The 20566-nt window shown below is 39.7% G+C and carries 23 protein-coding genes; 6 read left to right on the forward strand and 17 right to left on the reverse strand.

What is annotated here, in order from left to right:
- Genes comGC through comGA form a run of 3 tightly spaced genes read right to left on the reverse strand, consistent with a single transcriptional unit; the run spans nt 1 to nt 2298 of the window.
- Nucleotides 1–306 carry a competence type IV pilus major pilin ComGC gene (comGC, locus tag ACF3OH_RS07320; protein WP_204589329.1) on the reverse strand — a complete coding sequence of 102 codons (306 nt, stop codon included), beginning with the start codon at nt 304–306 and terminating at the stop codon, nt 1–3.
- A gap of 12 nt (nt 307–318) precedes the next feature.
- Nucleotides 319–1302 carry a type II secretion system F family protein gene (locus tag ACF3OH_RS07325; RefSeq protein WP_392453882.1) on the reverse strand — a complete coding sequence of 328 codons (984 nt, stop codon included), beginning with the start codon at nt 1300–1302 and terminating at the stop codon, nt 319–321.
- A 3-nt stretch (nt 1303–1305) separates the two neighbouring features.
- Nucleotides 1306–2298 (reverse strand): competence type IV pilus ATPase ComGA, encoded by a 993-nt coding sequence (comGA, locus tag ACF3OH_RS07330; RefSeq protein ID WP_392453883.1) that lies wholly within the window; start codon nt 2296–2298, stop codon nt 1306–1308.
- A gap of 241 nt (nt 2299–2539) precedes the next feature.
- Between comGA and ACF3OH_RS07335 the strand changes: the two genes are divergently transcribed.
- Nucleotides 2540–2782 carry a DUF2626 family protein gene (locus ACF3OH_RS07335; protein WP_204589389.1) on the forward strand — a complete coding sequence of 81 codons (243 nt, stop codon included), beginning with the start codon at nt 2540–2542 and terminating at the stop codon, nt 2780–2782.
- Between the two features lie 46 nt (nt 2783–2828).
- Here ACF3OH_RS07335 and ACF3OH_RS07340 read toward each other — a convergent pair whose 3' ends face one another.
- Nucleotides 2829–3461, reverse strand: coding sequence for an MBL fold metallo-hydrolase (locus ACF3OH_RS07340; protein ID WP_392453884.1), 633 nt, complete (start codon nt 3459–3461; stop codon nt 2829–2831).
- 142 nt (nt 3462–3603) lie between these two features.
- Here ACF3OH_RS07340 and ACF3OH_RS07345 point away from each other — a divergent pair, with 142 nt between their 5' ends.
- On the forward strand, nt 3604–3783 hold the full coding sequence (locus ACF3OH_RS07345) for a DUF2759 domain-containing protein (RefSeq protein WP_204589333.1): 180 nt from the start codon (nt 3604–3606) through the stop codon (nt 3781–3783).
- 657 nt (nt 3784–4440) lie between these two features.
- Here ACF3OH_RS07345 and ACF3OH_RS07350 read toward each other — a convergent pair.
- From ACF3OH_RS07350 to ACF3OH_RS07410, 13 genes are all read right to left on the reverse strand, one after another.
- On the reverse strand, nt 4441–6360 hold the full coding sequence (locus ACF3OH_RS07350) for an LTA synthase family protein (protein WP_392453885.1): 1920 nt from the start codon (nt 6358–6360) through the stop codon (nt 4441–4443).
- A gap of 164 nt (nt 6361–6524) precedes the next feature.
- Nucleotides 6525–6716, reverse strand: a complete 192-nt coding sequence (locus ACF3OH_RS07355) for a YqgQ family protein (RefSeq protein WP_342525433.1) — start codon at nt 6714–6716, stop codon at nt 6525–6527.
- Between the two features lie 5 nt (nt 6717–6721).
- Nucleotides 6722–7276: a 5-formyltetrahydrofolate cyclo-ligase gene (locus tag ACF3OH_RS07360; protein ID WP_392453886.1), complete on the reverse strand. Its 555-nt coding sequence runs from the start codon at nt 7274–7276 to the stop codon at nt 6722–6724.
- Nucleotides 7277–7393: 117 nt separating this feature from the next.
- Nucleotides 7394–7543 (reverse strand): 50S ribosomal protein L33, encoded by a 150-nt coding sequence (rpmG, locus tag ACF3OH_RS07365; protein ID WP_053588882.1) that lies wholly within the window; start codon nt 7541–7543, stop codon nt 7394–7396.
- A 197-nt stretch (nt 7544–7740) separates the two neighbouring features.
- A complete protein-coding gene (gene phoU / locus ACF3OH_RS07370) occupies nt 7741–8397 on the reverse strand; it encodes a phosphate signaling complex protein PhoU (protein WP_204589337.1) in 657 nt (218 codons plus the stop codon).
- Nucleotides 8398–8410: 13 nt separating this feature from the next.
- Nucleotides 8411–9199: a phosphate ABC transporter ATP-binding protein PstB gene (pstB, locus tag ACF3OH_RS07375; protein ID WP_392453887.1), complete on the reverse strand. Its 789-nt coding sequence runs from the start codon at nt 9197–9199 to the stop codon at nt 8411–8413.
- 26 nt (nt 9200–9225) lie between these two features.
- The gene (gene pstA, locus ACF3OH_RS07380) at nt 9226–10104 is read right to left on the reverse strand and encodes a phosphate ABC transporter permease PstA (RefSeq protein ID WP_204589339.1); all 879 of its coding nucleotides are present in this window, start codon (nt 10102–10104) and stop codon (nt 9226–9228) included.
- Nucleotide 10105: 1 nt separating this feature from the next.
- Nucleotides 10106–11041: a phosphate ABC transporter permease subunit PstC gene (gene pstC, locus ACF3OH_RS07385; RefSeq protein WP_204589340.1), complete on the reverse strand. Its 936-nt coding sequence runs from the start codon at nt 11039–11041 to the stop codon at nt 10106–10108.
- Nucleotides 11042–11118: 77 nt separating this feature from the next.
- Entirely contained in the window at nt 11119–12075 is a 957-nt protein-coding gene (locus ACF3OH_RS07390) for a PstS family phosphate ABC transporter substrate-binding protein (RefSeq protein WP_392453888.1), read from the reverse strand.
- 520 nt (nt 12076–12595) lie between these two features.
- Nucleotides 12596–14812 carry a peptidoglycan D,D-transpeptidase FtsI family protein gene (locus ACF3OH_RS07395; RefSeq protein ID WP_392453889.1) on the reverse strand — a complete coding sequence of 739 codons (2217 nt, stop codon included), beginning with the start codon at nt 14810–14812 and terminating at the stop codon, nt 12596–12598.
- A 99-nt stretch (nt 14813–14911) separates the two neighbouring features.
- Nucleotides 14912–15520 carry a superoxide dismutase gene (locus tag ACF3OH_RS07400; protein ID WP_392453890.1) on the reverse strand — a complete coding sequence of 203 codons (609 nt, stop codon included), beginning with the start codon at nt 15518–15520 and terminating at the stop codon, nt 14912–14914.
- A 114-nt stretch (nt 15521–15634) separates the two neighbouring features.
- Nucleotides 15635–16114 carry a DUF456 domain-containing protein gene (locus ACF3OH_RS07405; RefSeq protein WP_204589344.1) on the reverse strand — a complete coding sequence of 160 codons (480 nt, stop codon included), beginning with the start codon at nt 16112–16114 and terminating at the stop codon, nt 15635–15637.
- On the reverse strand, nt 16115–17746 hold the full coding sequence (locus ACF3OH_RS07410) for a Na/Pi cotransporter family protein (RefSeq protein WP_392453891.1): 1632 nt from the start codon (nt 17744–17746) through the stop codon (nt 16115–16117).
- Between the two features lie 158 nt (nt 17747–17904).
- On the opposite strand from ACF3OH_RS07410, the gene ACF3OH_RS07415 reads away from it, so the two are divergent.
- From ACF3OH_RS07415 to ACF3OH_RS07430, 4 genes are all read left to right on the forward strand, one after another.
- Complete coding sequence (locus ACF3OH_RS07415; protein ID WP_392453892.1) at nt 17905–18414, forward strand: DUF1189 family protein; 510 nt, start codon at nt 17905–17907, stop codon at nt 18412–18414.
- A 44-nt stretch (nt 18415–18458) separates the two neighbouring features.
- Complete coding sequence (locus ACF3OH_RS07420) at nt 18459–18722, forward strand: hypothetical protein (protein ID WP_392453893.1); 264 nt, start codon at nt 18459–18461, stop codon at nt 18720–18722.
- A gap of 73 nt (nt 18723–18795) precedes the next feature.
- Entirely contained in the window at nt 18796–19917 is a 1122-nt protein-coding gene (gene ispG, locus ACF3OH_RS07425; RefSeq protein WP_275580355.1) for a flavodoxin-dependent (E)-4-hydroxy-3-methylbut-2-enyl-diphosphate synthase, read from the forward strand.
- A 1-nt stretch (nt 19918) separates the two neighbouring features.
- Nucleotides 19919–20485 carry a hypothetical protein gene (locus ACF3OH_RS07430; RefSeq protein WP_392453894.1) on the forward strand — a complete coding sequence of 189 codons (567 nt, stop codon included), beginning with the start codon at nt 19919–19921 and terminating at the stop codon, nt 20483–20485.
- Nucleotides 20486–20566 lie beyond the last annotated feature (81 nt).

Raw genomic sequence — 20566 nt, forward strand, 5'->3', positions numbered from 1 at the left:
TCACTTATTGTTAACTACACCTGCAGCTATCGTTAATTCTGTACCGTCTGGGCAAACCAATGGTCCCTCTTTTACAAATCCCTCAGATTGTAAGTCAGCAAGGTCTGGTTTTTTCTTAAACTCGAGTTTATAAGACTCGATTTGACTAGAAAGCATCGTACGATAGGCCTCGCATCCCTTTTCATCAATCGTCGCGGTTTGTCGTGCGATATTAGGAATTGTCACAAGCAATAATACAGAAATAATCAATAAAACGATCATCATTTCTACTAAAGTAAAACCTTTTTGATTTTTAAGCCATCTCATATTGAATTCCTCCTAAAGTGATAGTAGATTGTACATCGGTAACATTAACGATAAATAGGCACTCACCACTAAAGCGCCCAATACTAAAAATAAGACTGGTTGCATTATCGCAATCGCTTTTGTGACTTTTCGCTCAAGAGTATCCATTGTAAACTCTTGAAACAATTCAAGTTCCTTCGCAATATAACCATGGATTTCGCCATATTCCACATAACGAATCAATGCTTTTGTGAACCACCCAGATAAATGCATAGCTTTTGAAAATGAATGACCACTATTCAGATGAAAGAGCGTAGCAGTTGCCGATGACTTTAAAAGTTCTGAACGGTTGGACTCCATGTAGCGAAGTGATTCCGCAATGGTAAATCCACTTTCAAGTAACATACTCAAGTCTTTTGATAGCATATATCCAGTCAGCTCGTTTTGGTACTTTCGGATAATACGGAATTGTCGAAAGCGGTGGGTATTGGGTTTTCTTCTCATACTCCCTATTACACCCGCCATCATGACGGACAACATAGCGGCTCCAGTTATAAAATAAAATGGCAAAGAAAAGACTATCTCTACATAGGTCACAGCTTCTGGATTTGCACGTTCAATAATTGGACGAAAAATCGGAAGGAAATATAATTTGAAGACAACAAATAACAGAGACATGAAGAGCAATAGTCCGACTGGGTAGCTAAGGGTCCGGATTGCCTTTTGTTTTAAGTTGTATCGGACACGTAAATTATGCGCCGTCACTTTAAAAATGCGACTCATTTGGCCGTGAACTTCCGCTAGTTTGATAGATTCTACAATAGCAGAGGAATAACCAAGATAGTGAAAACCCATCGATAACTCACCCCCTTCTTCAAACAGTCGTTTTAATTCATCGACTTTATCAGAAGATAAGTAAAATGGTGTAAGTATAAACAGGGCATCTGTACTCGAGATCCCTTCCTCTATCGTCACAGCCAGTTTATCCAAAAGTTCCGCCTGTGCCTGTGGATGCATCACTTACTCTCGAACCGCATGTTCAATTTGATAGGCAAGTGATAAGTCATGAGGAATTGTTGGGCGCTGCCCATTTTGAATTGAAACAACCAAGGATTGGATGTCATCTGTCTCTAAAATTTCGTATACCGCACCTAGTGCATGCTTCACCTGTTTACGCAGTAACAGACGCTGAGAGATATATGCGCGCGAAACTTGGTTGATTTCTTCAAGCGTTACGTCTAAATCAAGTAAACGGTAAATCGCACCGATTGCGTCTTTCGCATGAATTGTTGAGATTACTAGGTGGCCAGTTAGAGCTGCCTCCACTGCGATTTTAGCTGTCTCTTTGTCACGTATCTCACCTATTAAGATGACATCTGGAGAATGCCGTAGTATCGCTCGGAGTCCAGCAGAATAGGTTAGACCTGCGCCTTCGTTGACTTGAACTTGTAATAAATAGTCTTGGCTAACTTCAACAGGATCTTCTAAAGAGATCACGTGGCGTGCCAGTTCATTGGAGCAATACTTCGTTAGAGCATACATCGTCGTAGATTTCCCAGAGCCAGTAGGACCTATTAGCAAAACCAAGCCTTGTCGTGACGCGACAATTTCACGTAATTGGACTGCTTGTGAGGCACTTAAACTAATTTCATCAATAGGAACACTCACATTTGGTTTGGCAATGCGAATTACCATACTCTCTCTTTTGGAAACAGACGATAGGGTAGAAACACGGAAATTGTAAAATAAAGATTCGAAGGGCATTTCAAATGCACCACTTTGAGGATTTCGCTTATTGGTAATATCAAGTGAGGATAAAAATTTGAAGTACGTAACAATTCGATCACCGAATGCATGGGGGATTTTACCGGCATCGAACATTTGTTGATTTCTTCTGAACAACAGCTGATAACTTTTTTCTATAGGTATAAAATGAAGATCTGACGCTTCAAATAAAATCGCTTTTTCAAGCAATTCTTTGCTCTTCTTTTCAATTGGATTTAGTTCAGACAAAGCTAGCTCCTTTTCTCCAGTACATCCTGCATCGCCACCAGAATGTAGTTTTAGTATACCTAAACAAAATTGTCTGTCTAGCATTATTTCTGAATTATCAGAACTTTATTAAATGAGGGCAAGATGTGACAACATCTTGTCATTGTCATTTCGAGGTGAGATTCTGTTTACATTCGTTTGTCCAATACATTATAATAAGAGTGTGATTCGTCTGCCGTTAAAAGGAGGGACTCTAATTATGATGGGCAATATGTATAAAGTAATGGCTTTTTGGACAGGTATTTTCTCTGTCATGTTCTACCTTGGCGATATGGTTCCAGCTTCATTGATCATGTTAGCAAACACCGGATTATTTCTTCTTCTTGGTTTCTTGAACTTATCTGAACGTATGTATATGTATATCTTCGGTGCGTACCTCATGTTTTTCTTTGCAGGATTTACGTACTACGCATCATTCATTCACGTACCAGGAGCAAGTCACTAATCCAAAAAAGACCAGATTCTCTTATCGAGACTCTGGTCTTTTTTATTTAAAAACCGTTTAGGAACGGATTCGTATCTAATTCCTGTTGAATCGTTGTCTCTTCACCATGACCGGAATATACAACCGTATCTTCTGGTAATTCAACAAGCTTACGTGTAATTGATTGCATTAAGAGTTTTAAATCGCCGCCGATAAGGTCCGTACGACCGATACTCCCTCTGAATAATACATCCCCACTCACAACAAACCCATGCTCTTTAAATGAATAGCTGACACTCCCTGGAGAGTGGCCTGGTGTCTCAAGTACGTCAATTTCAAATCCTTCAAGTGTTAAATTCCCTTCGCTAACAGGTGTGATTTCGACTGCTACTTCTACATTTGGAAGCTCAGCATATTTTCCTGACCCATTTTTCATTGGGTCAGACAGCCATTTTTCTTCTGCTTTATGCAAATACACAGGAATCGAATAGGTATCAACCATCGCCTGAAGAGCTCCAATGTGATCAAAATGGGCATGCGTTAAAAGAATAGCGATAGGGCGTACATTAGATTGTTCAAGTGCTTGCGTAATTTTTGCAGGTTCGTCGCTTGGATCAATAATGAGTGCGGCATTTCCTTTTCGTACGATATAACAATTTGTTTGAATGGGTCCGAGTGGTAATCTTCGAATCGTTGTCATAATTTCACCTCCTACTTAGTGTAACCGAACGTTCAAACAAATGTCATGAATCCTACTCGACAAATGCGCAGGAACAACGTAAAATAAAAGAGGAATATTTGTTTACGGCATTCATTTTCTGATGTCGAAAGGAGTGTCATCCATGAACTTATTAATCGTTATTTTTGGTTTAACAACGATCTTAGCTATCGTTGGAACGTACCAAGCGTTTAAAGAAAGAAATTTCTTAGGCGTATTCTTTAATGCCGCAACTGTTTTAGTATTTGGTTTCTTTTCGGTTGCGACGGTTATCTTCCAAGGATATCCACCAGGATTACACTAATTTCATGCATGCATGAGCAACTTAGCCTCCCGATTAGGGGAGGCTTTTTTGTTTATTTAGATGTGAAGTCGACTCAATCTCTGGCGCTATGGCAGTGAGTTCCAGGGGGAGCATACCGGAGCCTCCTCTTGGCATACGAGAAGCTTGCACTTCTCGCCTCCACTGCGGGGTCTCCGCCATACTCTGATTCCCCGGGAACTCACTACCTTCACTTGTCGATTGCGAAAGTCATAAGATTTTAGTAGTAAGGCCCTTAAGAAATCAGGTCTGAGTTTTGGATTAGTTTCTATAATAGTACTTCGGTAGAAGAAATCAATGTTAGTGTAGAAGAAAAATCAGTTTCAGTAGAAGAAATCCTGATTAGTGCAGAATAAATTACGTGTTCATCCGATGAACGTTCGTTCAGTTTGATGCCGACAATTTTTTATAGGTGACAGGCCCCTTATAGGAAATCCCGGAGGTCAGGACGTTATTTCCCGGGCCATTTGGGTTTTCACGAGACCCAGCAACGAAGATGAAAGTGCTCTTCTTTCATCTTACGTGGGGAGGCTCGGGGAAACCCACCCAGGAAATGGCGTTCTGGGTGGAGGGATTTCCAAAATAAAAAACCAGCACCTTATCTTGAATTTAATCAAGTAAGGTACTGGTCCACTTCTTTTATTCTACTACAGGTTCTTCTACTGGCTCTTCTACTGAACCCTCATCAATTAATAACTGGCCTGTCTCACGATTATAGAATCGTAATAAGTCTCCATTGATCAATTGATCCGAGTAATTTAATTCTTGGTTGGCAGCTGCTGCTTGTTCTTCACAATTTACAGCTTCAATTTCAAGGCCTGTTTTCGCATCATAACATGTGTTTTTCGTGAAAACGAAATCTTCTGTAGTAAAACCTCCATCACGGAAAACTACTTTCTGTTCACGATCTTCTGCAAACAAGTTAGTACCTAACTGAATATCCTTAGACGAATCAATTCCAGCCATGTGTAAAATTGTTGGGCGTAAATCGATTTGACCTGCGATATCTGTTTTCTCTCCACCCATTCCACTGTCTGGGATATGGATGAATAGAGGTACCTCTTGAAGGCCTGAAGAAACGTAAGGAGTAACTTCTTCCCCTAGATATTGAGACATTGCACGGTTATGGTTTTCAGAAATACCATAATGATCACCGTACATTACAATGATTGAATCTTCATACAAACCAGCTGCTTTTAACTCATCAAACAATATACGAAGTGACTCATCCATGTAGCGCACTGTTTGGAAATAACGATTTAGTGTTCCAGAGTTAGAATCATACTCTGGAATAAATTTATCTTCTTCATCCAATGTAAATGGATAGTGATTTGTTAATGTAATCATACGTGTGTAGAACGGTTGTGGAATGTCTTTCATCAATTCCACAGACTGTTCAAAGAATGGAATATCTTTCATTCCCCAGTTGACCGCTTGACCTTCTTCAATCGTGTAGCTATCAATATCAAAGAATTTTTCAATGCCAAGAGATTGATACATCATATCACGGTTCCAAAAACTTTTATTGTTGGCATGCATTACAGATGTATGGTAGCCATTTTCACCTAAACGTTCAGAAAGAGAGTTGTACGTATTTCCACCATGCGTGAAGAATACCGCTCCCCCACCAAGTGGATAAAGTGAATTTTCAACGATAAATTCTGAATCAGATGTCTTTCCAAGTCCTGTCTGATGATAGAAATTTGAGTAATACATCGTATCCGGATCTTGCGTCAATTCATTTAGAAATGGTGTAATAACTTCTCCATTCATTTCTTCATTAATTACGAAGTTTTGAATCGACTCCATTGAAACCACGATGATATTTTTATCTTTTGCAATTCCTTCAAGAGGTGAAGGGCTATCCACATGATTTGCTCGGACGTAGTTATTCACTTCTACAAGTTCACTACCATCAGCAAATGCACGCTGCGCTTGGGATTTTGATTGCACATACGCATCATAGATGTGGTAGTTGTATGTGCCGATATTTTTAACAAGCATTTCACGATCAAAGCTGCGCGTCAATAACTGTGGACGTTCAATCTCTGCAAGCCCTAAATTTAGAAAGAAAATTGCAGCAGCAAACACAAAGTATGCCTTCCGGTGAATTTGCTTTTGCACAATTTCTGTATTTTGTTTCTTGAGTTTACGAGCAATTACGAACAACAAGATGACATCTACGAAGTAAAAGATATCCGTGAAATAAATACTATTTTTTGCAGAACTTCCGAGATCTCCGAAGTTACTAGTTTGGAACAAAACGGGTAGTGTAATAAAGTCAGTAAAGAATCGGTAGAACACTACATTTGCGTAAAGAACAATAGATAAAATTGTTGCTCCAGCCAAGATAAATCGACGACGGCTACTTTCTTTAGAGAAAAACAAAGAAAGACCAAAGAACACTAAAATAAAACTTAATGGATTTAAAAATAAAATAAACTGCTGCATGATGTTTTCTAATTTCAAGTCAAAACTTGTATGATAAACAGTAAATGTTTTTAACCAAGTCAATACTATTGCAGCAAATAGTAAAGAATGTGTAGACCGTTTTTTCATGGCCACTCCTCCTTCAATATATGTGGATACTCTTCACATATTCCATAAAATCTTTACATAACGTAAATATAATACCCTCTATTAGACGGATTTAGTCCTAATTAGTTTCAAAATTTATAAATTTTACACCAAAAGTCATAGTCAATTGTAAATCGTTCATGTATTTATATCCCTTTTGATACGCGATTTCGAATAATTAGCTTAGCTTTAATATAGTCATCAGTCGATAACAAACCCGAACTGTGCAATTCATACAGCTCAAATTCCATAAGATCTACATCTGCCTGTAAATCCTTTGTGTAAACAAAAATACCAAATTTCTTTAATAACTGCTGGACGTCATAAAATGATTCCACTTTGTTCACCTACTTGTATCAAAAATACCATCTTGTAAAACGAGATGCTTCACGGGGATATCATGGCTTTCATACGGCACGGCATCTCGGAGCTGGGTTTCAAATGCCAAAGAAAGCGTTTCTCCCTTGTACTCTTCTAAAAAACGATCATAAAAACCTCCACCAAAACCGATACGATATCCATCTTTCGAAAAGACCACTCCTGGAACTATAACTAAATCAAATGTTGTAGATTCAGGACTGCTCTCAATTGGCTCTAAGATCCCTTTAAAGCCAGGTTTAACATCATTCCATGAGGTGATCTTTATAAACTTCATCTGTCGTGTAGAAAAGTCACTTTTCGGAACGTACACATCTTTTTCTGCTTCCCACAGCCATTCAATCAAACGTTTTGTATCAACTTCAGGGTATGAGGAAATGGTTACGGCAACAGACTGTACAGACTTATCTTTTATATACTGCCAAACATGTTGATGAAGGAATGTACTTTTTTTAGCATGGTTTTCTTTTGATAAGTTTTGCAATTGATTCAATACATCTATTCGCAGCTGTCGTTTCATTTCCTGCAACTCCCTTCAAGAAGAACACTCATCTGATCAAGACCAGATGAGTGAATGATGTGGTATTATTTTTTTAAAAAAACCAAAATCCGAGCGGGGATTTTGGTTGATCAGTTATTATTTCGTTTCACGGTGAAGAGTCATTTTCTTTTCACGAGAGCAATATTTCTTAAGCTCCAAACGCTCTGGATTGTTACGTTTGTTCTTTTTAGAAATGTAGTTACGCTCTCCACAATCTGTGCATGCAAGAGTAATATTAACGCGCATTGTAGTCCCTCCCACTCTATAAAGGATGTATTAAAATCATTTTGAGCTGATTTATACGACTTACCTATTATATCACAATGAAATATAAAATCTAGTCATTTTCACTAAATTATTTTGATGAACTCTTGTTTTACTCTAAAGGAAAACCAGTGCATTCTCTATTGGTTCCATAGAGTCTGCACTGGATTGAAATAATTTTAGTTTAAATCAATGTGCTTTCCTTTGCGAAGGTACAGCAATTGCTCTGCCATGTTCGTTGCATGATCTGCTGAACGCTCTAAGTAGCGACAGATAAAGGCAAGTTGTGTGATTTGTGGAAGCTGGTCTGGACTTGATACACCAGACCCTAACAAGTCACGAATCAGTTCACCGTACATTTTATCAATTTCGTCATCGAGCTTCGCAATAGTTTGCGCTTGTTCAACATCTTCTGCGATAAATGCATCTAATGTCAGACGTAAGATAGACACGGTTTTGTCTTTCATCTCTTGAATTTTAGGCAATTGAGTTAAATGCTCTTGTGAACCGATGCGTTCCGTCTCTTTCGCAATGTTGACTGCATAGTCCCCGACTCGCTCCATATCTCCAGCAATCTTCACTAAGACCATTAATCGTCGCAAATCTGTAGCAACAGGTTGCTGTCTAGCTATCGTTAAAATGACCGCATCATTAATTTCTTCCTCGAGTTTATTAATCTCCGCATCTGCTTCTTTAATTTTACTCGCCAGCGCGACATCATGATTTGCAAGTGCATCTACAGATTCACTAAGACGTTCAATTGAAAGTTGACTCATATGAATGAGCTTTTGGTGTAAATTCTTTAATTCGTTATCAAACATTTCTCTTACTACCATGTGAATAGCCCCCTTAGCCGAATCGACCTGAAATATAATCTTCTGTACGTTGATCAGATGGATTTGAGAAAATCACATTTGTCTCATCGTATTCAACAACTTCCCCGTTTAAGAAAAATGCTGTCTTGTCTGAAATTCGTCCTGCTTGTTGCATGTTATGCGTGACGATGATGATTGAGTAATCTTTCTTTAATTCCTGCACCAATTCTTCTACTTTTAAAGTACTGATCGGATCTAGGGCAGAAGTAGGCTCGTCCATCAAGATGACATCTGGTTCGATTGCTAGTGCACGTGCAATACAGATTCGTTGTTGTTGACCACCCGACAAGCTGTAAGCATTTGTAGATAGACGATCTTTTACTTCATCCCAGATCGCTGCGCCACGTAAACTTTTCTCGACAATTTCATCTAAGATTTTCTTGTTTTTAATACCGTGGATACGTGGACCATAGGCAATGTTGTCATAGATTGACTTCGGGAATGGGTTTGGTTTTTGGAATACCATTCCAACCTTCGTACGTAGTTCTTCAACTGTGTAATCCTTATCAAAAATGTTGCGACCGCGGTAGTGAATTTCGCCAGATGTTTTTACACCTTGTGTTAATTCCACCATACGATTTAGCGTTTTTATATACGTCGATTTCCCACATCCAGATGGACCGATAATCGCTGTCACTTCATTTTCGTAAATTGACAAATCAATATTTTTCAAAGCGTGATTCGTGCCGTACCAAAGATTCAAACCTTTTGTATCATAGACAATTTGAGTTGTTTCAGGCTTTTTATCAATTTGTTGTACCATGTATAGTCTCCCCTTTTCCGATGCGTCTAGTAACGCTTCTGGAATTTATTACGTATTAATATAGCCACAGAGTTCATTAACAATAGAACAGACATCAAAACAATGATCCCGGCAGAAGCAACGTTTTGGAAGTCCGCTTGTGGACGCTTCGCCCAGTCATAGATCTGCATAGGAAGTGCGGTAAATGTATCGAACACACCACTCGGCAAGAACTGAATAATGACGGGAACTCCAATGACGACTAGTGGAGCTGTTTCTCCAATTGCTCGAGATAATGCAAGAATAGAACCTGTTAAAATCCCCGGTATTGCACTTGGCAATACGACGCGTGTAATCGTCTGCCACTTTGTAGCTCCCATTCCATAAGAAGCTGCTCGCACTTCACTAGGAACAGCACGGATAGCTTCTTGAGATGCCACAATAATCACCGGTAGTATTAAAAGACTCATTGTAAATCCAGCTGCTAATACACTATTTCCAAGCGCAAGCGCACGAACGAAAATCGTTAAACCAAGTAAACCGAATACAACAGAAGGTACGCCGGCTAAATTTGAAATATTGACTCGAATAAAATCATTGATTTTGTTTTTCTTGGCATACTCTTCTAGATAGATTGCACTACCGATACCTAAGAACATCGAAACAGGTGCGACAACAGCCATCAACCAAATCGATCCAATTAAAGCCGCTTTAATACCAGCTTTTTCTGGGAAGCGTGAGGCAAAGTTGTTGAAGAAATCCCAAGAGAGATAGCCGATTCCTTGAGATAAAATTCGATAAAATAGCACAGCAAGCGTCATAAGAGCGAGTATTGTCGCAAATAAGAAGATGCCTTTGAAGATAAGATTGACGATTTTACGTGAATTCATCTTTTTCATCACGGCTTCATTGTTCATATAGCGCATATCAATACTCCTCTCTGAAACGTTTTGAAATTCGTTGTGCTAACAAGTTCATCACTAGTGTGAACAAGAACAATGTAAACCCAACTGCGTAAATGGAATAATAGATTGTTGTGCCATACCCAGCATCACCTGTTGCTACTTGCACAATGTAAGCTGTCATGGTTTGAATACTGTCTGTGAATTGACCATCAAATCGAGGCGTTGACCCTGCTGCTAGAGATACAATCATTGTCTCTCCAATTGCGCGTGACATCGCTAATACAATCGATGCTAAAATTCCAGACAGGGCAGCTGGAAGAACAATCTTCAGTGCCACTTCAAGACGAGTTGATCCCATTCCAAGTGCACCTTCACGAATGCTGTTCGGTACTGCGCTCATCGCATCTTCAGATAAAGAAGCAATCATTGGAATAATCATGATACCCACTACGATACCAGGGCTGATTGCATTGAAGATCTTCAGTTCAGGAATAAACTGCTGAAGCACTGGAGTAACAAATGTTAATGCAAAGTAGCCATATACGATTGTTGGTACACCCGCAAGTACTTCTAGAATTGGCTTAATAATTCTTCTAGCAGTATCACTTGCATATTCACTTAAGTAGATAGCTGCCGATAGACCAAGTGGCACTGCTACAATTACTGCTATGAATGTTACTTTTAAAGTACCAACAATGAGGGGCAATATCCCAAATCGCGCTTCTGTATTGGAGAATGGTAACCACTCTGTACCAAATAAGAAAGAGAAGAAAGGTACTTCTGTAAAGAAGATAAATGTTTCAACTATTAGTGTAAATACAATACCTAATGTAGTTAGTACAGAGATTGCTGCAATGATGAAAAGGACAACCGGTATTGCTTTTTCAAGTGTTTTCCGGTTTCGCTTTGCTCCTGCGTTTGCAATCATCTCTTGAACAGATGGACGTTGCTCAGCCATCGTGATCCCCCTTTTCCAACTAGACGGAAGAAAAGAGTAGCAAGACGCTACTCTTGTTCTTCACGTATAAACAGTGATTATTTTAAAGCTTCAAGTGCTTCCATATCTGCGTCATACTCTTCTTGTGGTGCAGTTACATACCCAACAGCCTCAGCCATTGCTCCTGCATTTTCAATCACATATTTCATAAAGTCATATACTGCTGGATTTTCAGCAATAGCTGCGTTGCTCGCATATGTGTAGAGTGGGCGTGATAGTGGTGAATATTCACCAGATTCAATTGTTTCGTTGTTTGGCTCAACGCCCTCAATGCTCACTGCAGAAATTGTATCTTGGTTCGCTAGGTAGTGCGCATACCCGAAGAATCCAATTGCATTGACGTCACCTTGTACACCTTGTACAAGTATGTTATCGTCTTCAGAAAGAGTTGCAGCTGAAACCATGTCAGCATCTTCTAAGATAACTTCATTGAAGTAATCGTAAGTACCTGAGTCTGAACCAGGTGAATAGAACACGATTTCTTCTTCAGGCCATTCAGGGTTGATATCTGACCACATTTTTGTTGTGCCATCTTCTACCCAAATCTTCTTCAAGTCTTCTACAGTCAAATCAGATGCCCAGTCATTTTCACTGTTTACTACTACCGTTAATCCGTCATAAGCAAGTAGGAATTCTGTAAAGTCAATTCCTGCTGCTTCTAATTTTGCTGCTTCTTCATCTTTGATTGGACGAGATGCGTTTGAGAAGTCTGTAGTTCCTGCGATAAATTTCTCAAATCCTCCACCTGTTCCTGATACACCAACTGTTACTTGTACTTCACTTTGTGCAGAATATTCTTCAACTAGTGCTTCTAGGATTGGCGCTACTGTTGATGAACCATCTCCTACTACTGAACCTTCAACGACTGCTTCTTCACTACCAGTATCTGTTGTATCTGTACCTTCTGCTGATTCCGCAGCTTCGTCTCCACACGCTCCTAAAATAAGTGCAGATCCAAGCATTGCTGTTCCCATAAAGTATTTCCAGTTCTTCATCAGGTGTGTCCCCCTACGTTTTCTTGTTTTTTTCTTACACTAGTAACTTTATCAAGACTTTGTTGAGTAGAAATGAACGTCTTGTAAAGAAATTGTAAATGACCTTTTAGATGTGGAGCCGACTGTTCAGAAATTGTGCAAGATGACAGCGTGGACCGTGAAGCGCACTTTGCTTCATGGGCCGCGATGGCTACTTGCGGGATTTCTAGGAGGCGCAACTCGATTTCGTTCGAAGTCGAATACTTGTTGAAAGAGCCAGATTCAACTTCAGATGATTACTTAAGATCTTGCTAGTAAGGACTTAAGAATTCGGCATTTAACGCCCGTAATGTGCCAATTAAGGACCGAGAGAGCTCATTTAGCGACCGTACTCTATCCATTAGCGACCGAGATCTCGTCATTAACGCCCCAAATGATTTTATGGAAACTAATCATCCGGCTCAATTTAATTTAAACAATAAAAAAGCACACTCTTTTGAAGTTCATCAAAAGAATGTGCTTAAAATATAGTACTTCTATTTTACGATTCATCTTCCTCGTCAATCGCATCTTCAGAAATGGATGGAATGATTTGTGGATACAAAGAATCGACTTTCTCTTCTCCTGCTCGGCGCTCCATAATTTCAAAATACGCATCGACTAATTCTCGTGTTAGTGGTGTGGATGTATTTGTTTCATAGACATCACGAGTCGAAGCCCATGGAATCATTGTAGAATATGCAACCACAGGATTATCATAAGGAGCAAAGCCTACATGAGAAAGTGTAACTGTTGGAAATTGTGTTCTTTGAACTGGATCGTATGCAAATGTTTCAGCAGTTCCGGTTTTTCCTGCTCCGTCATATTTGAAATCTGCAAATGATCCACGTGCCGTTCCTGCAGACCCGCTGTAAACACGTCGCATCGCAGAACGCATCCGCTCAATTTCGGATGGGGTATTTTCTAAGATATTCAACACAGTGGGTTGAATTTCTCTTTCTAATACACCCATTTCCACTCCATTCTCAGAAGCCTGGCGAATTTCTTTTAAAACTCTTGGTTGTATTCGTTTTCCACCATTCGCTAATGTTGCAATATATTGCGTTAATTGAAGTGGTGTATACGTATCATACTGCCCAATACTTAAATCGAGCAATTTCCCTGCCTCGTCATTATCAGAATTACTGTAACCTGAGACTTCACCAGGAAGATCAATACCCGTCGGAACTCCTAAACCTAGTTGAGCATAACCATTTCGCATTTTCGTGAAGGCGTCAAAATTAAAGTTAATGGATTGGCGTGGTCGGTACACTTCATCTGCTAATGTAAAAGCAGTTTTAAACATATATACATTGGATGAACGCTCAATAGCTGTTATATCATTCATAGAGATTCGACCCGTTCGATTAAATACAGAAGTTTTCGGTCTATCTTGAGCAATCAGAATCGGTTCGTCCACTTTTACATCACCAGGTCGAATCGCACCTTCACGGTAACCGGTTAGCAGCGTTCCTGCTTTAATAGTAGAACCAGCTTCATATGCAGTAGTAAACGTACCGAATGCATAGTCATCTACAATATAACCACCCGTTTGTGGGTCGCGTGCAAACTCTGAAGTTACGGGATCGCGTCGTAATATTTTACCTACCATTGCAATAACTTCACCCGTATTCGGATCCATCATTGTAAAGAACATACGATCTAAATGACGTGTCCCTGAATTTCGCTTCATTTCAAGAAGCCGCTGCGTCACAATCTCTTCGAGTTTAGCTTGCACTTCCGTATCAATTGAAAGTACAAGATCTTTCCCTGGGTCCCCTTCATATACAGTTTGCGTATCAATTACTCGGCCTTTACCGTCTGTGATATTCTTTACTACAGATTTTTGACCTTGTAATATTTCTTCATATTGTTGCTCAACATAACTGCGCCCTACTCGATCATTACGAGAATAATCGCGTGCAAGGTAGTGATTTAAATCCGAGCGAGGAATCCCCTCTTTTGGTAGTGTAGTTGTTCCTAAAATGGCAAGGTTTGAGTTTCGTACACGGCGCCAGTCTGTTGTTGTGTTAACGCCTGTCAATTCGTTCAAGCGCTCAGAAACACGTGCAAACTCTTCTACCGTCACATTTTCTCCTTTAATAATTTGAGGAGATAATGCATACCCAGAAACCATATCACGGTAAATCGCGATGTTCTCAAGCTCTTGCTCTGTAAAGGATTCAAGTTCTGCCTCTGGAATACTATCTCGAATCAAGCGATTCATCTGACGCGATTTTTCAGGATTCGTCAACGTCTCATCTTGTTCGATTGCATCTTGCTCATCCTTATCTACATAGCGATACATGTCGTCTTTATTTTTTCGTAACCAATAATCTTGTAAGTCACTTTTCGTAATTTGGGACGTTTCTTTTTCAATTAACTGGGCAAGCTGCTCAGCAATTCCCCACATCTCGTCACCTGTTGTTGTTTGCATCTTCGTGTATGTAATCGCACGTTCTGCTTGATTGTCGACCAGAATACGCCCTTGACTATCAAAGATGCGACCACGCGGGACGCTCGTATTAACAGGAACTTCTTCCGTTCGTGCGAGTATTCGCGAGTAATCTTCTCCTTTTACTATCTGTAAATAGCCTAACCTGAAGATCAATGCTGTGAACAGAAGAAAAATTGTGAAAAACAAAATATTCATCCGGAAGATTAAATGGGCTCTTTGTTTTGATTTGGAACTTCTAGTTTGTTGTTTAGCTTTTTTCATTACGTGCACCTCGCTTACAAGTATAACACGTCTAACTAGATGAAAATGTTTCAACAAACCGAAAAAAAACCACAAACCGAAGTTTGTGGTCGTACTGTATTATTTTGCTGCTTCGTAACGTTTTGACACTTCATCCCAGTTTACAACATTCCAGAAAGAAGAAATGTAGTCAGGACGACGATTTTGGTAGTTCAAGTAGTAAGCGTGCTCCCATACATCCAAACCTAGTAGTGGAGTTTTGCCTTCCATGATTGGTGAGTCTTGGTTTGGAGTTGAAGAAACTTCAATTTCCCTGTTTGCTACTGATAACCAAGCCCATCCTGAACCAAAACGAGTAGTTGCTGCTTTTGCGAACTCTTCTTTGAACGCATCAAAGCTACCGAATTTGCTGTCGATTGCTTCAGCAAGCGCACCTGTTGGCTGGCCGCCACCATTTGGAGAAAGGATTTCCCAGAACAATGAGTGGTTTGCGTGACCTCCACCGTTGTTACGAACTGCTGTGCGAATGTCTTCAGGAACAGCATCCAAGTTTGCGATAAGTTCTTCAACAGACTTTGAAGAAAGATCCGAATGTCCTTCAAGAGCGTTGTTCACGTTCGTGATATACGTGTTGTGGTGTTTCGTGTGGTGAATGTTCATAGTCTCTTTGTCGATATGAGGCTCTAATGCGTCATATTCGTACGGTAATTTCGGTAATTCAAAAGCCATTGTCAATTCCTCCTAAGGTACTAGTGATACTTCCACTATTTACATTAGCAAAGAAGACAATGGCAATCAAATAAAAACTATTTATTGTTTCATTTTTCAGGCTTTTGACTGAACTTATACAAAGAAGATAAAAATCAAAATCATAATTGTGAAGAGTATCGCTTTCACCAAACTCGATGTCACAAGTCCAACAAACGAGCCTACCCCTGCACGGAATGCATCTTTCACATTCTTTTTCGAGAAAATCAATTCAGCAAGGAAAGCACCTAAAAATGGACCAACTATGATACCTACTACTGGAATCACAAAAGGACCGAAGATCAATCCGATTGTGCTTCCGTATAGGCCAGGCTTCGTGCCTCCAAAGCGTTTAACACTCGCGAGGTTGGCGAGTGTATCTGCGCTAAAGATTAGGACGACGAAGAACACTTGTATAATCCAGAACCATACTGTCAGTTCTGAGAATGAGAAGAACAATCCGTATAGAATATAACCAATCAGCAAGAATACAACTGATGGTATGATGGGATATACGAGCCCAACATAAGCAATGGCAAAACTTGCGATGATTAAAATCCATCCGATGATCTCCATTTATACACGCTTCCCAAGTACTGCTTCTGCGATATTTACAGAATGATCACCGATACGCTCTAAGTTGCTTAGAATATCAACGAACATAACGCCTGCTTGACCTGTACACTTGCCCTCGTTTAGACGAGCGATATGGTTTTTACGGAATTTACGTTCCATTTTGTCGATTGTGTTCTCTTGCTCTGCTACTTCACGTGCAAGCTCAGCAGAGTTTTCATCCAATGCTTTCATCGCTTTTGAAACTGTATCAATCGTTAACTCGAACATTTCAGACACGTCTTCAATCGCATCTTCTGTCAATTGAAGCTTGTGTGCATCTTGGTATTGAATCAACTCGATGATGTTTTCGAAGTGATCTCCGATACGCTCGATATCGCGTACTGTGTTCATCAACATGTTATGACGTGTTGAATCTTGTGGTGAAAGCGACTGAGATGAGATTTTCACTAAATAATCCGTAATCTTATGGTCAAGATTGTTTAATGCCTCTTCAATCTGAACCGTAAGCTCAGCATCACGCTTTGTTCTATTTTTTAAATAACTATATGTTAATTCTAATCCTTGAACACTCATGCCACCCATGCGAAGAATTTCTTCTTTCGCTTGACCGATTGCAATCGATGGCGATTGTTCAATAAAGTTTTCATCTAAATGTTTTGGTTTGTATTCAATTGATACCTCTTCACCTGGAATCACTTTCGTTACAATATACGCCCATAAACCAATTAATGGGAATTGAATAATTGTGTTGGCAACGTTAAATGAACCGTGGGCAAATGCTATTTGCATTCTTTCTTCCAAATCTAGAAGGCCTGATAACCACAGAACATAACTTTCGAACAATGGAAGAATTAATAGGAATATAACTGTACCAACCAAGTTAAACAGTACGTGTACAGCAGCAGCACGACGAGCTACGATAGAAGCACCAAGTGAAGCTAAAATTGCCGTGATTGTCGTTCCGATGTTGTCTCCAAATAGAATTGGTAGCGCAGCATCTAATGTCACCAAGTTCTCAGCATAAAGCTGTTGAAGAATCCCGATTGTAGCACTTGAGCTTTGTACTAGTACAGTAAATAATGTCCCAGCAACAACGCCAAGAATCGGGTTAACACTCATTTCTACTGTTAAGTCAGTAAAAGCCTGCACTTCGCGTAAAGGTTTCATCCCTTCACCCATAAGTTCTAAACCGAGGAACAGTCCACCAAATCCAAAAATAACTTCTCCGATGTTGTGGATACGTACGTTTTTAAAGAAGAAAATTGCGAACGCACCCGCAGCCATGATTGGTAGTGCATAAGCACCGACATCAAATCCGATGATGAATGCTGTAACAGTTGTACCAATGTTGGCACCCATGATGACACCAATCGCTTGGCGCAAATTCATGAACCCAGCACTTACTAGTCCGACGACTAGCACGGTAGTTCCTGAAGACGATTGAATTAAAATCGTAACGACAATCCCGACTAGTACTCCCATAAACGGGTTTGTTGTAAAGCGATCTAAAATATCACGTAGCTTATCTCCTGCAGTTTTTTGCAGGCCGTCTCCCATGAATTTTATAGAGAATAAGAAAATACCTAACCCACCAAAGAATGTGAACAGCATTTCCTGCCAGTTTAATTCCACGTAAAGGTCAACTCCCATACAATTTTTTCACACGTCACCTATTATGCTTAAAGTATAAACCTATTGTAAAGAGAAATCACACCAAATTTACAAACTCTTAATAATTGAAGTTTTAAATTTTGACATGGTACAATACGGTTCGAAAGGACGCGTGACTGATGACTCTATGGAAACTTTTCACGGCAAGTCTTAGTTCCCCTAAGAAACTAGCAGCTTTTCGACTAGCTCCGATGGGTAAGACGATGCAGTATATTTTTCTTTTTATCACTTTGTTTACCTTACTTGGTTTTTTTCAATTCACCACGCAAATCGGCCCGAGCACGACTGAATTGGATGGAGTTTTAGAGTACTTTAATGAAATCAATTGGTTGTTATATCCGTTTGCATTCTTGCTTTTATTTATTATTCAAACGTTACTGATATTTGCACGAATCAGCCTATTATCAGGAATTGTCTGGCTACTAGCTCCTTTAGTTAAAAAACGCGGTGACTATCGATTCTTGTGGAGAACAACATTATTTGCAAACACATGGTCCTTCATACTTTTACTAGTAAGCTACATGTTTATTGGTGATATAGTAAGTATTCAGTGGTTGAGTTATGCCCTCACTCTAATTCTCGCTTTATGGGCACTCAAGTATTATCCGAAGCTACCAAAAAAATCATAGAAATCTTCCTCCTCTCATACACTTTGTAGACAGGAGGTTTTTTTATGCGGTACATACTTGTTTCTTTGCTCATTTGTTTTATTTGCTATGCAATACGTGTGGATTTAGAACAGGATTCCCTCGTTTCACATCCATCTACTTCGAACTATTCGGTTGTTCACTCCCAAAAAACTTCATTAGAAGAAAGTTATGCGGCTTCATCTTCTCCACTTTCCTTTGTAGATTGGCACGTACTGGTCCGACAATTAAATCCGGCTGTCCGGAACTTTAATGAAGAAGCATACGTTTATCCTAAATGGACGGATTAAGCTTCCTTCTTGTCTTTCTGTCTGGTACATTGGTAGAATGAAGTGAAGCGCAACAACAAAAGGAGCGAAAACAATGCCAGAAATGATCCATCGTTCAAACACACGCCCAGTACGTGTTGGAGATATCACCATTGGTGGAAGTAATGAATTATTTATTCAAAGTATGACAACTACAAAAACACATGATGTGGACGCAACAGTAGCTGAGATTCTTCGTCTTGAAGAAGCCGGCTGTCAGGTTGTTCGTGTTGCATGCCCAGATGAGCGTGCAGCTTATTCAATCGGTGCTATTAAAGCACGAATCAACATCCCACTTGTTGTTGATATCCACTTTGATTACAAGCTTGCTTTGATTGCGATTGAGCAAGGTGCGGATAAAATTCGTATCAATCCAGGAAACATTGGACGTCGTGAAAAAGTAGAAGCTGTTGTAAATGCAGCGAAAGCGAAAAATATTCCAATTCGTATTGGTGTAAACGCGGGGTCACTTGAGCGTAAAATTTTAGAAAAGTACGGCTACCCAACTGCAGAAGGTATGGTAGAAAGTGCTTTACATCATATAAAAATTCTTGAAGACCTTGATTTCCATGACATCATTGTTTCGATGAAAGCTTCGGACGTCAACTTGGCTATTGAAGCTTATCGTCTAGCTTCACAAGCATTTGATTATCCCCTTCATTTAGGGATTACAGAATCCGGTACATTATTCGCAGGTTCAATCAAGAGTGCAGCCGGTTTAGGAACTCTTCTAAGCATGGGTATCGGAAATACATTACGTGTTTCTCTCTCAGCAGACCCAGTCGAAGAAGTTAAAGTGGCTCGCGAACTATTAAAAGTATTTGGATTATCCTCTAATGCTGCAACATTAATTTCATGCCCTACTTGCGGACGTATTGAAATCGATTTGATTTCTATCGCAAACGAAGTAGAAGAATATATCTCAACAATTAAAGCACCAATCAAAGTAGCTGTACTCGGTTGTGCGGTAAACGGTCCTGGTGAGGCACGTGAAGCAGATATCGGGATTGCTGGTGCACGTGGAGAAGGACTTCTCTTCCGTAAAGGGAAGACGGTACGAAAAGTGCCAGAAGAAACAATGGTGGAAGAACTAAAAATAGAAATTGATAAAATTGCAGCTGAATATTTTGCGCAACAAGAACTTGAAAAGCAAAATGCGCAAAGTCAGGAAGTCTAAAATGGCTCGTTTTGGAATCGATATTGATGGAACGGTCACGTGTCCAACGTCCCTTCTTCCCCATATCAATGAAGCCTTTGAGACAAATCTTGTTTTAGATGATATCAAAGAATACGATTTGACGGCAGCTTTCCCTGTCGATCAAATGACATTTTACAAATGGTTTAAAGAGGCCGAACCTAAAATCTACGCTACTTCTCCTATTCAAGAGCATGCAAAACGTGTGTTAGACGAGTGGAAGAAGCATTACGAGTTGTATTTCATCTCTGCACGAGGTGAAAACGTATCGGACGTGACGCTAGACTGGTTCAAACAACAAGAGCTCCATTATGATCATATTGAATTGATCGGTTCTCATAATAAAGTAGAAACTGCTCGTATTCATCAAGTCGATGCATTTTTTGAAGACAAGCACGACAATGCTGTAGAAATTGGTGAGGAACTCGATATACCGGTTTTATTATTTGACACACCGTATAATCGACAACCTGTACCGAAGCAAGTAGTACGCGTACAAAACTGGAAAGAAGCAGATGCTTGGATTAAGTATCACTTTCCAATTAAATAAAAAAATCCAGCGGTTCTCTCATCTTGAGAAATCGCTGGATTTTTATTTTAGAAATAGAAAATTAATACTAGATATCTATTG

Origin of the sequence: Chryseomicrobium aureum (assembly GCF_043182735.1) — a bacterium.
Lineage (GTDB): Bacteria > Bacillota > Bacilli > Bacillales_A > Planococcaceae > Chryseomicrobium > Chryseomicrobium aureum.

Coding starts and splice junctions, on each gene's coding strand:
- comGC (WP_204589329.1), bottom strand. CDS start 306: ATGAGATGGCTTAAAAATCAAAAAGGTTTTACTTTAGTAGAAATGATG.
- ACF3OH_RS07325 (WP_392453882.1), bottom strand. CDS start 1,302: ATGCATCCACAGGCACAGGCGGAACTTTTGGATAAACTGGCTGTGACG.
- ACF3OH_RS07335 (WP_204589389.1), top strand. CDS start 2,540: ATGGGCAATATGTATAAAGTAATGGCTTTTTGGACAGGTATTTTCTCT.
- ACF3OH_RS07340 (WP_392453884.1), bottom strand. CDS start 3,461: ATGACAACGATTCGAAGATTACCACTCGGACCCATTCAAACAAATTGT.
- ACF3OH_RS07345 (WP_204589333.1), top strand. CDS start 3,604: ATGAACTTATTAATCGTTATTTTTGGTTTAACAACGATCTTAGCTATC.
- ACF3OH_RS07350 (WP_392453885.1), bottom strand. CDS start 6,360: ATGAAAAAACGGTCTACACATTCTTTACTATTTGCTGCAATAGTATTG.
- ACF3OH_RS07360 (WP_392453886.1), bottom strand. CDS start 7,276: ATGAAACGACAGCTGCGAATAGATGTATTGAATCAATTGCAAAACTTA.
- rpmG (WP_053588882.1), bottom strand. CDS start 7,543: ATGCGCGTTAATATTACTCTTGCATGCACAGATTGTGGAGAGCGTAAC.
- phoU (WP_204589337.1), bottom strand. CDS start 8,397: ATGGTAGTAAGAGAAATGTTTGATAACGAATTAAAGAATTTACACCAA.
- pstB (WP_392453887.1), bottom strand. CDS start 9,199: ATGGTACAACAAATTGATAAAAAGCCTGAAACAACTCAAATTGTCTAT.
- pstA (WP_204589339.1), bottom strand. CDS start 10,104: ATGCGCTATATGAACAATGAAGCCGTGATGAAAAAGATGAATTCACGT.
- pstC (WP_204589340.1), bottom strand. CDS start 11,041: ATGGCTGAGCAACGTCCATCTGTTCAAGAGATGATTGCAAACGCAGGA.
- ACF3OH_RS07390 (WP_392453888.1), bottom strand. CDS start 12,075: ATGAAGAACTGGAAATACTTTATGGGAACAGCAATGCTTGGATCTGCA.
- ACF3OH_RS07395 (WP_392453889.1), bottom strand. CDS start 14,812: ATGAAAAAAGCTAAACAACAAACTAGAAGTTCCAAATCAAAACAAAGA.
- ACF3OH_RS07400 (WP_392453890.1), bottom strand. CDS start 15,520: ATGGCTTTTGAATTACCGAAATTACCGTACGAATATGACGCATTAGAG.
- ACF3OH_RS07405 (WP_204589344.1), bottom strand. CDS start 16,114: ATGGAGATCATCGGATGGATTTTAATCATCGCAAGTTTTGCCATTGCT.
- ACF3OH_RS07415 (WP_392453892.1), top strand. CDS start 17,905: ATGACTCTATGGAAACTTTTCACGGCAAGTCTTAGTTCCCCTAAGAAA.
- ACF3OH_RS07420 (WP_392453893.1), top strand. CDS start 18,459: ATGCGGTACATACTTGTTTCTTTGCTCATTTGTTTTATTTGCTATGCA.
- ispG (WP_275580355.1), top strand. CDS start 18,796: ATGCCAGAAATGATCCATCGTTCAAACACACGCCCAGTACGTGTTGGA.
- ACF3OH_RS07430 (WP_392453894.1), top strand. CDS start 19,919: ATGGCTCGTTTTGGAATCGATATTGATGGAACGGTCACGTGTCCAACG.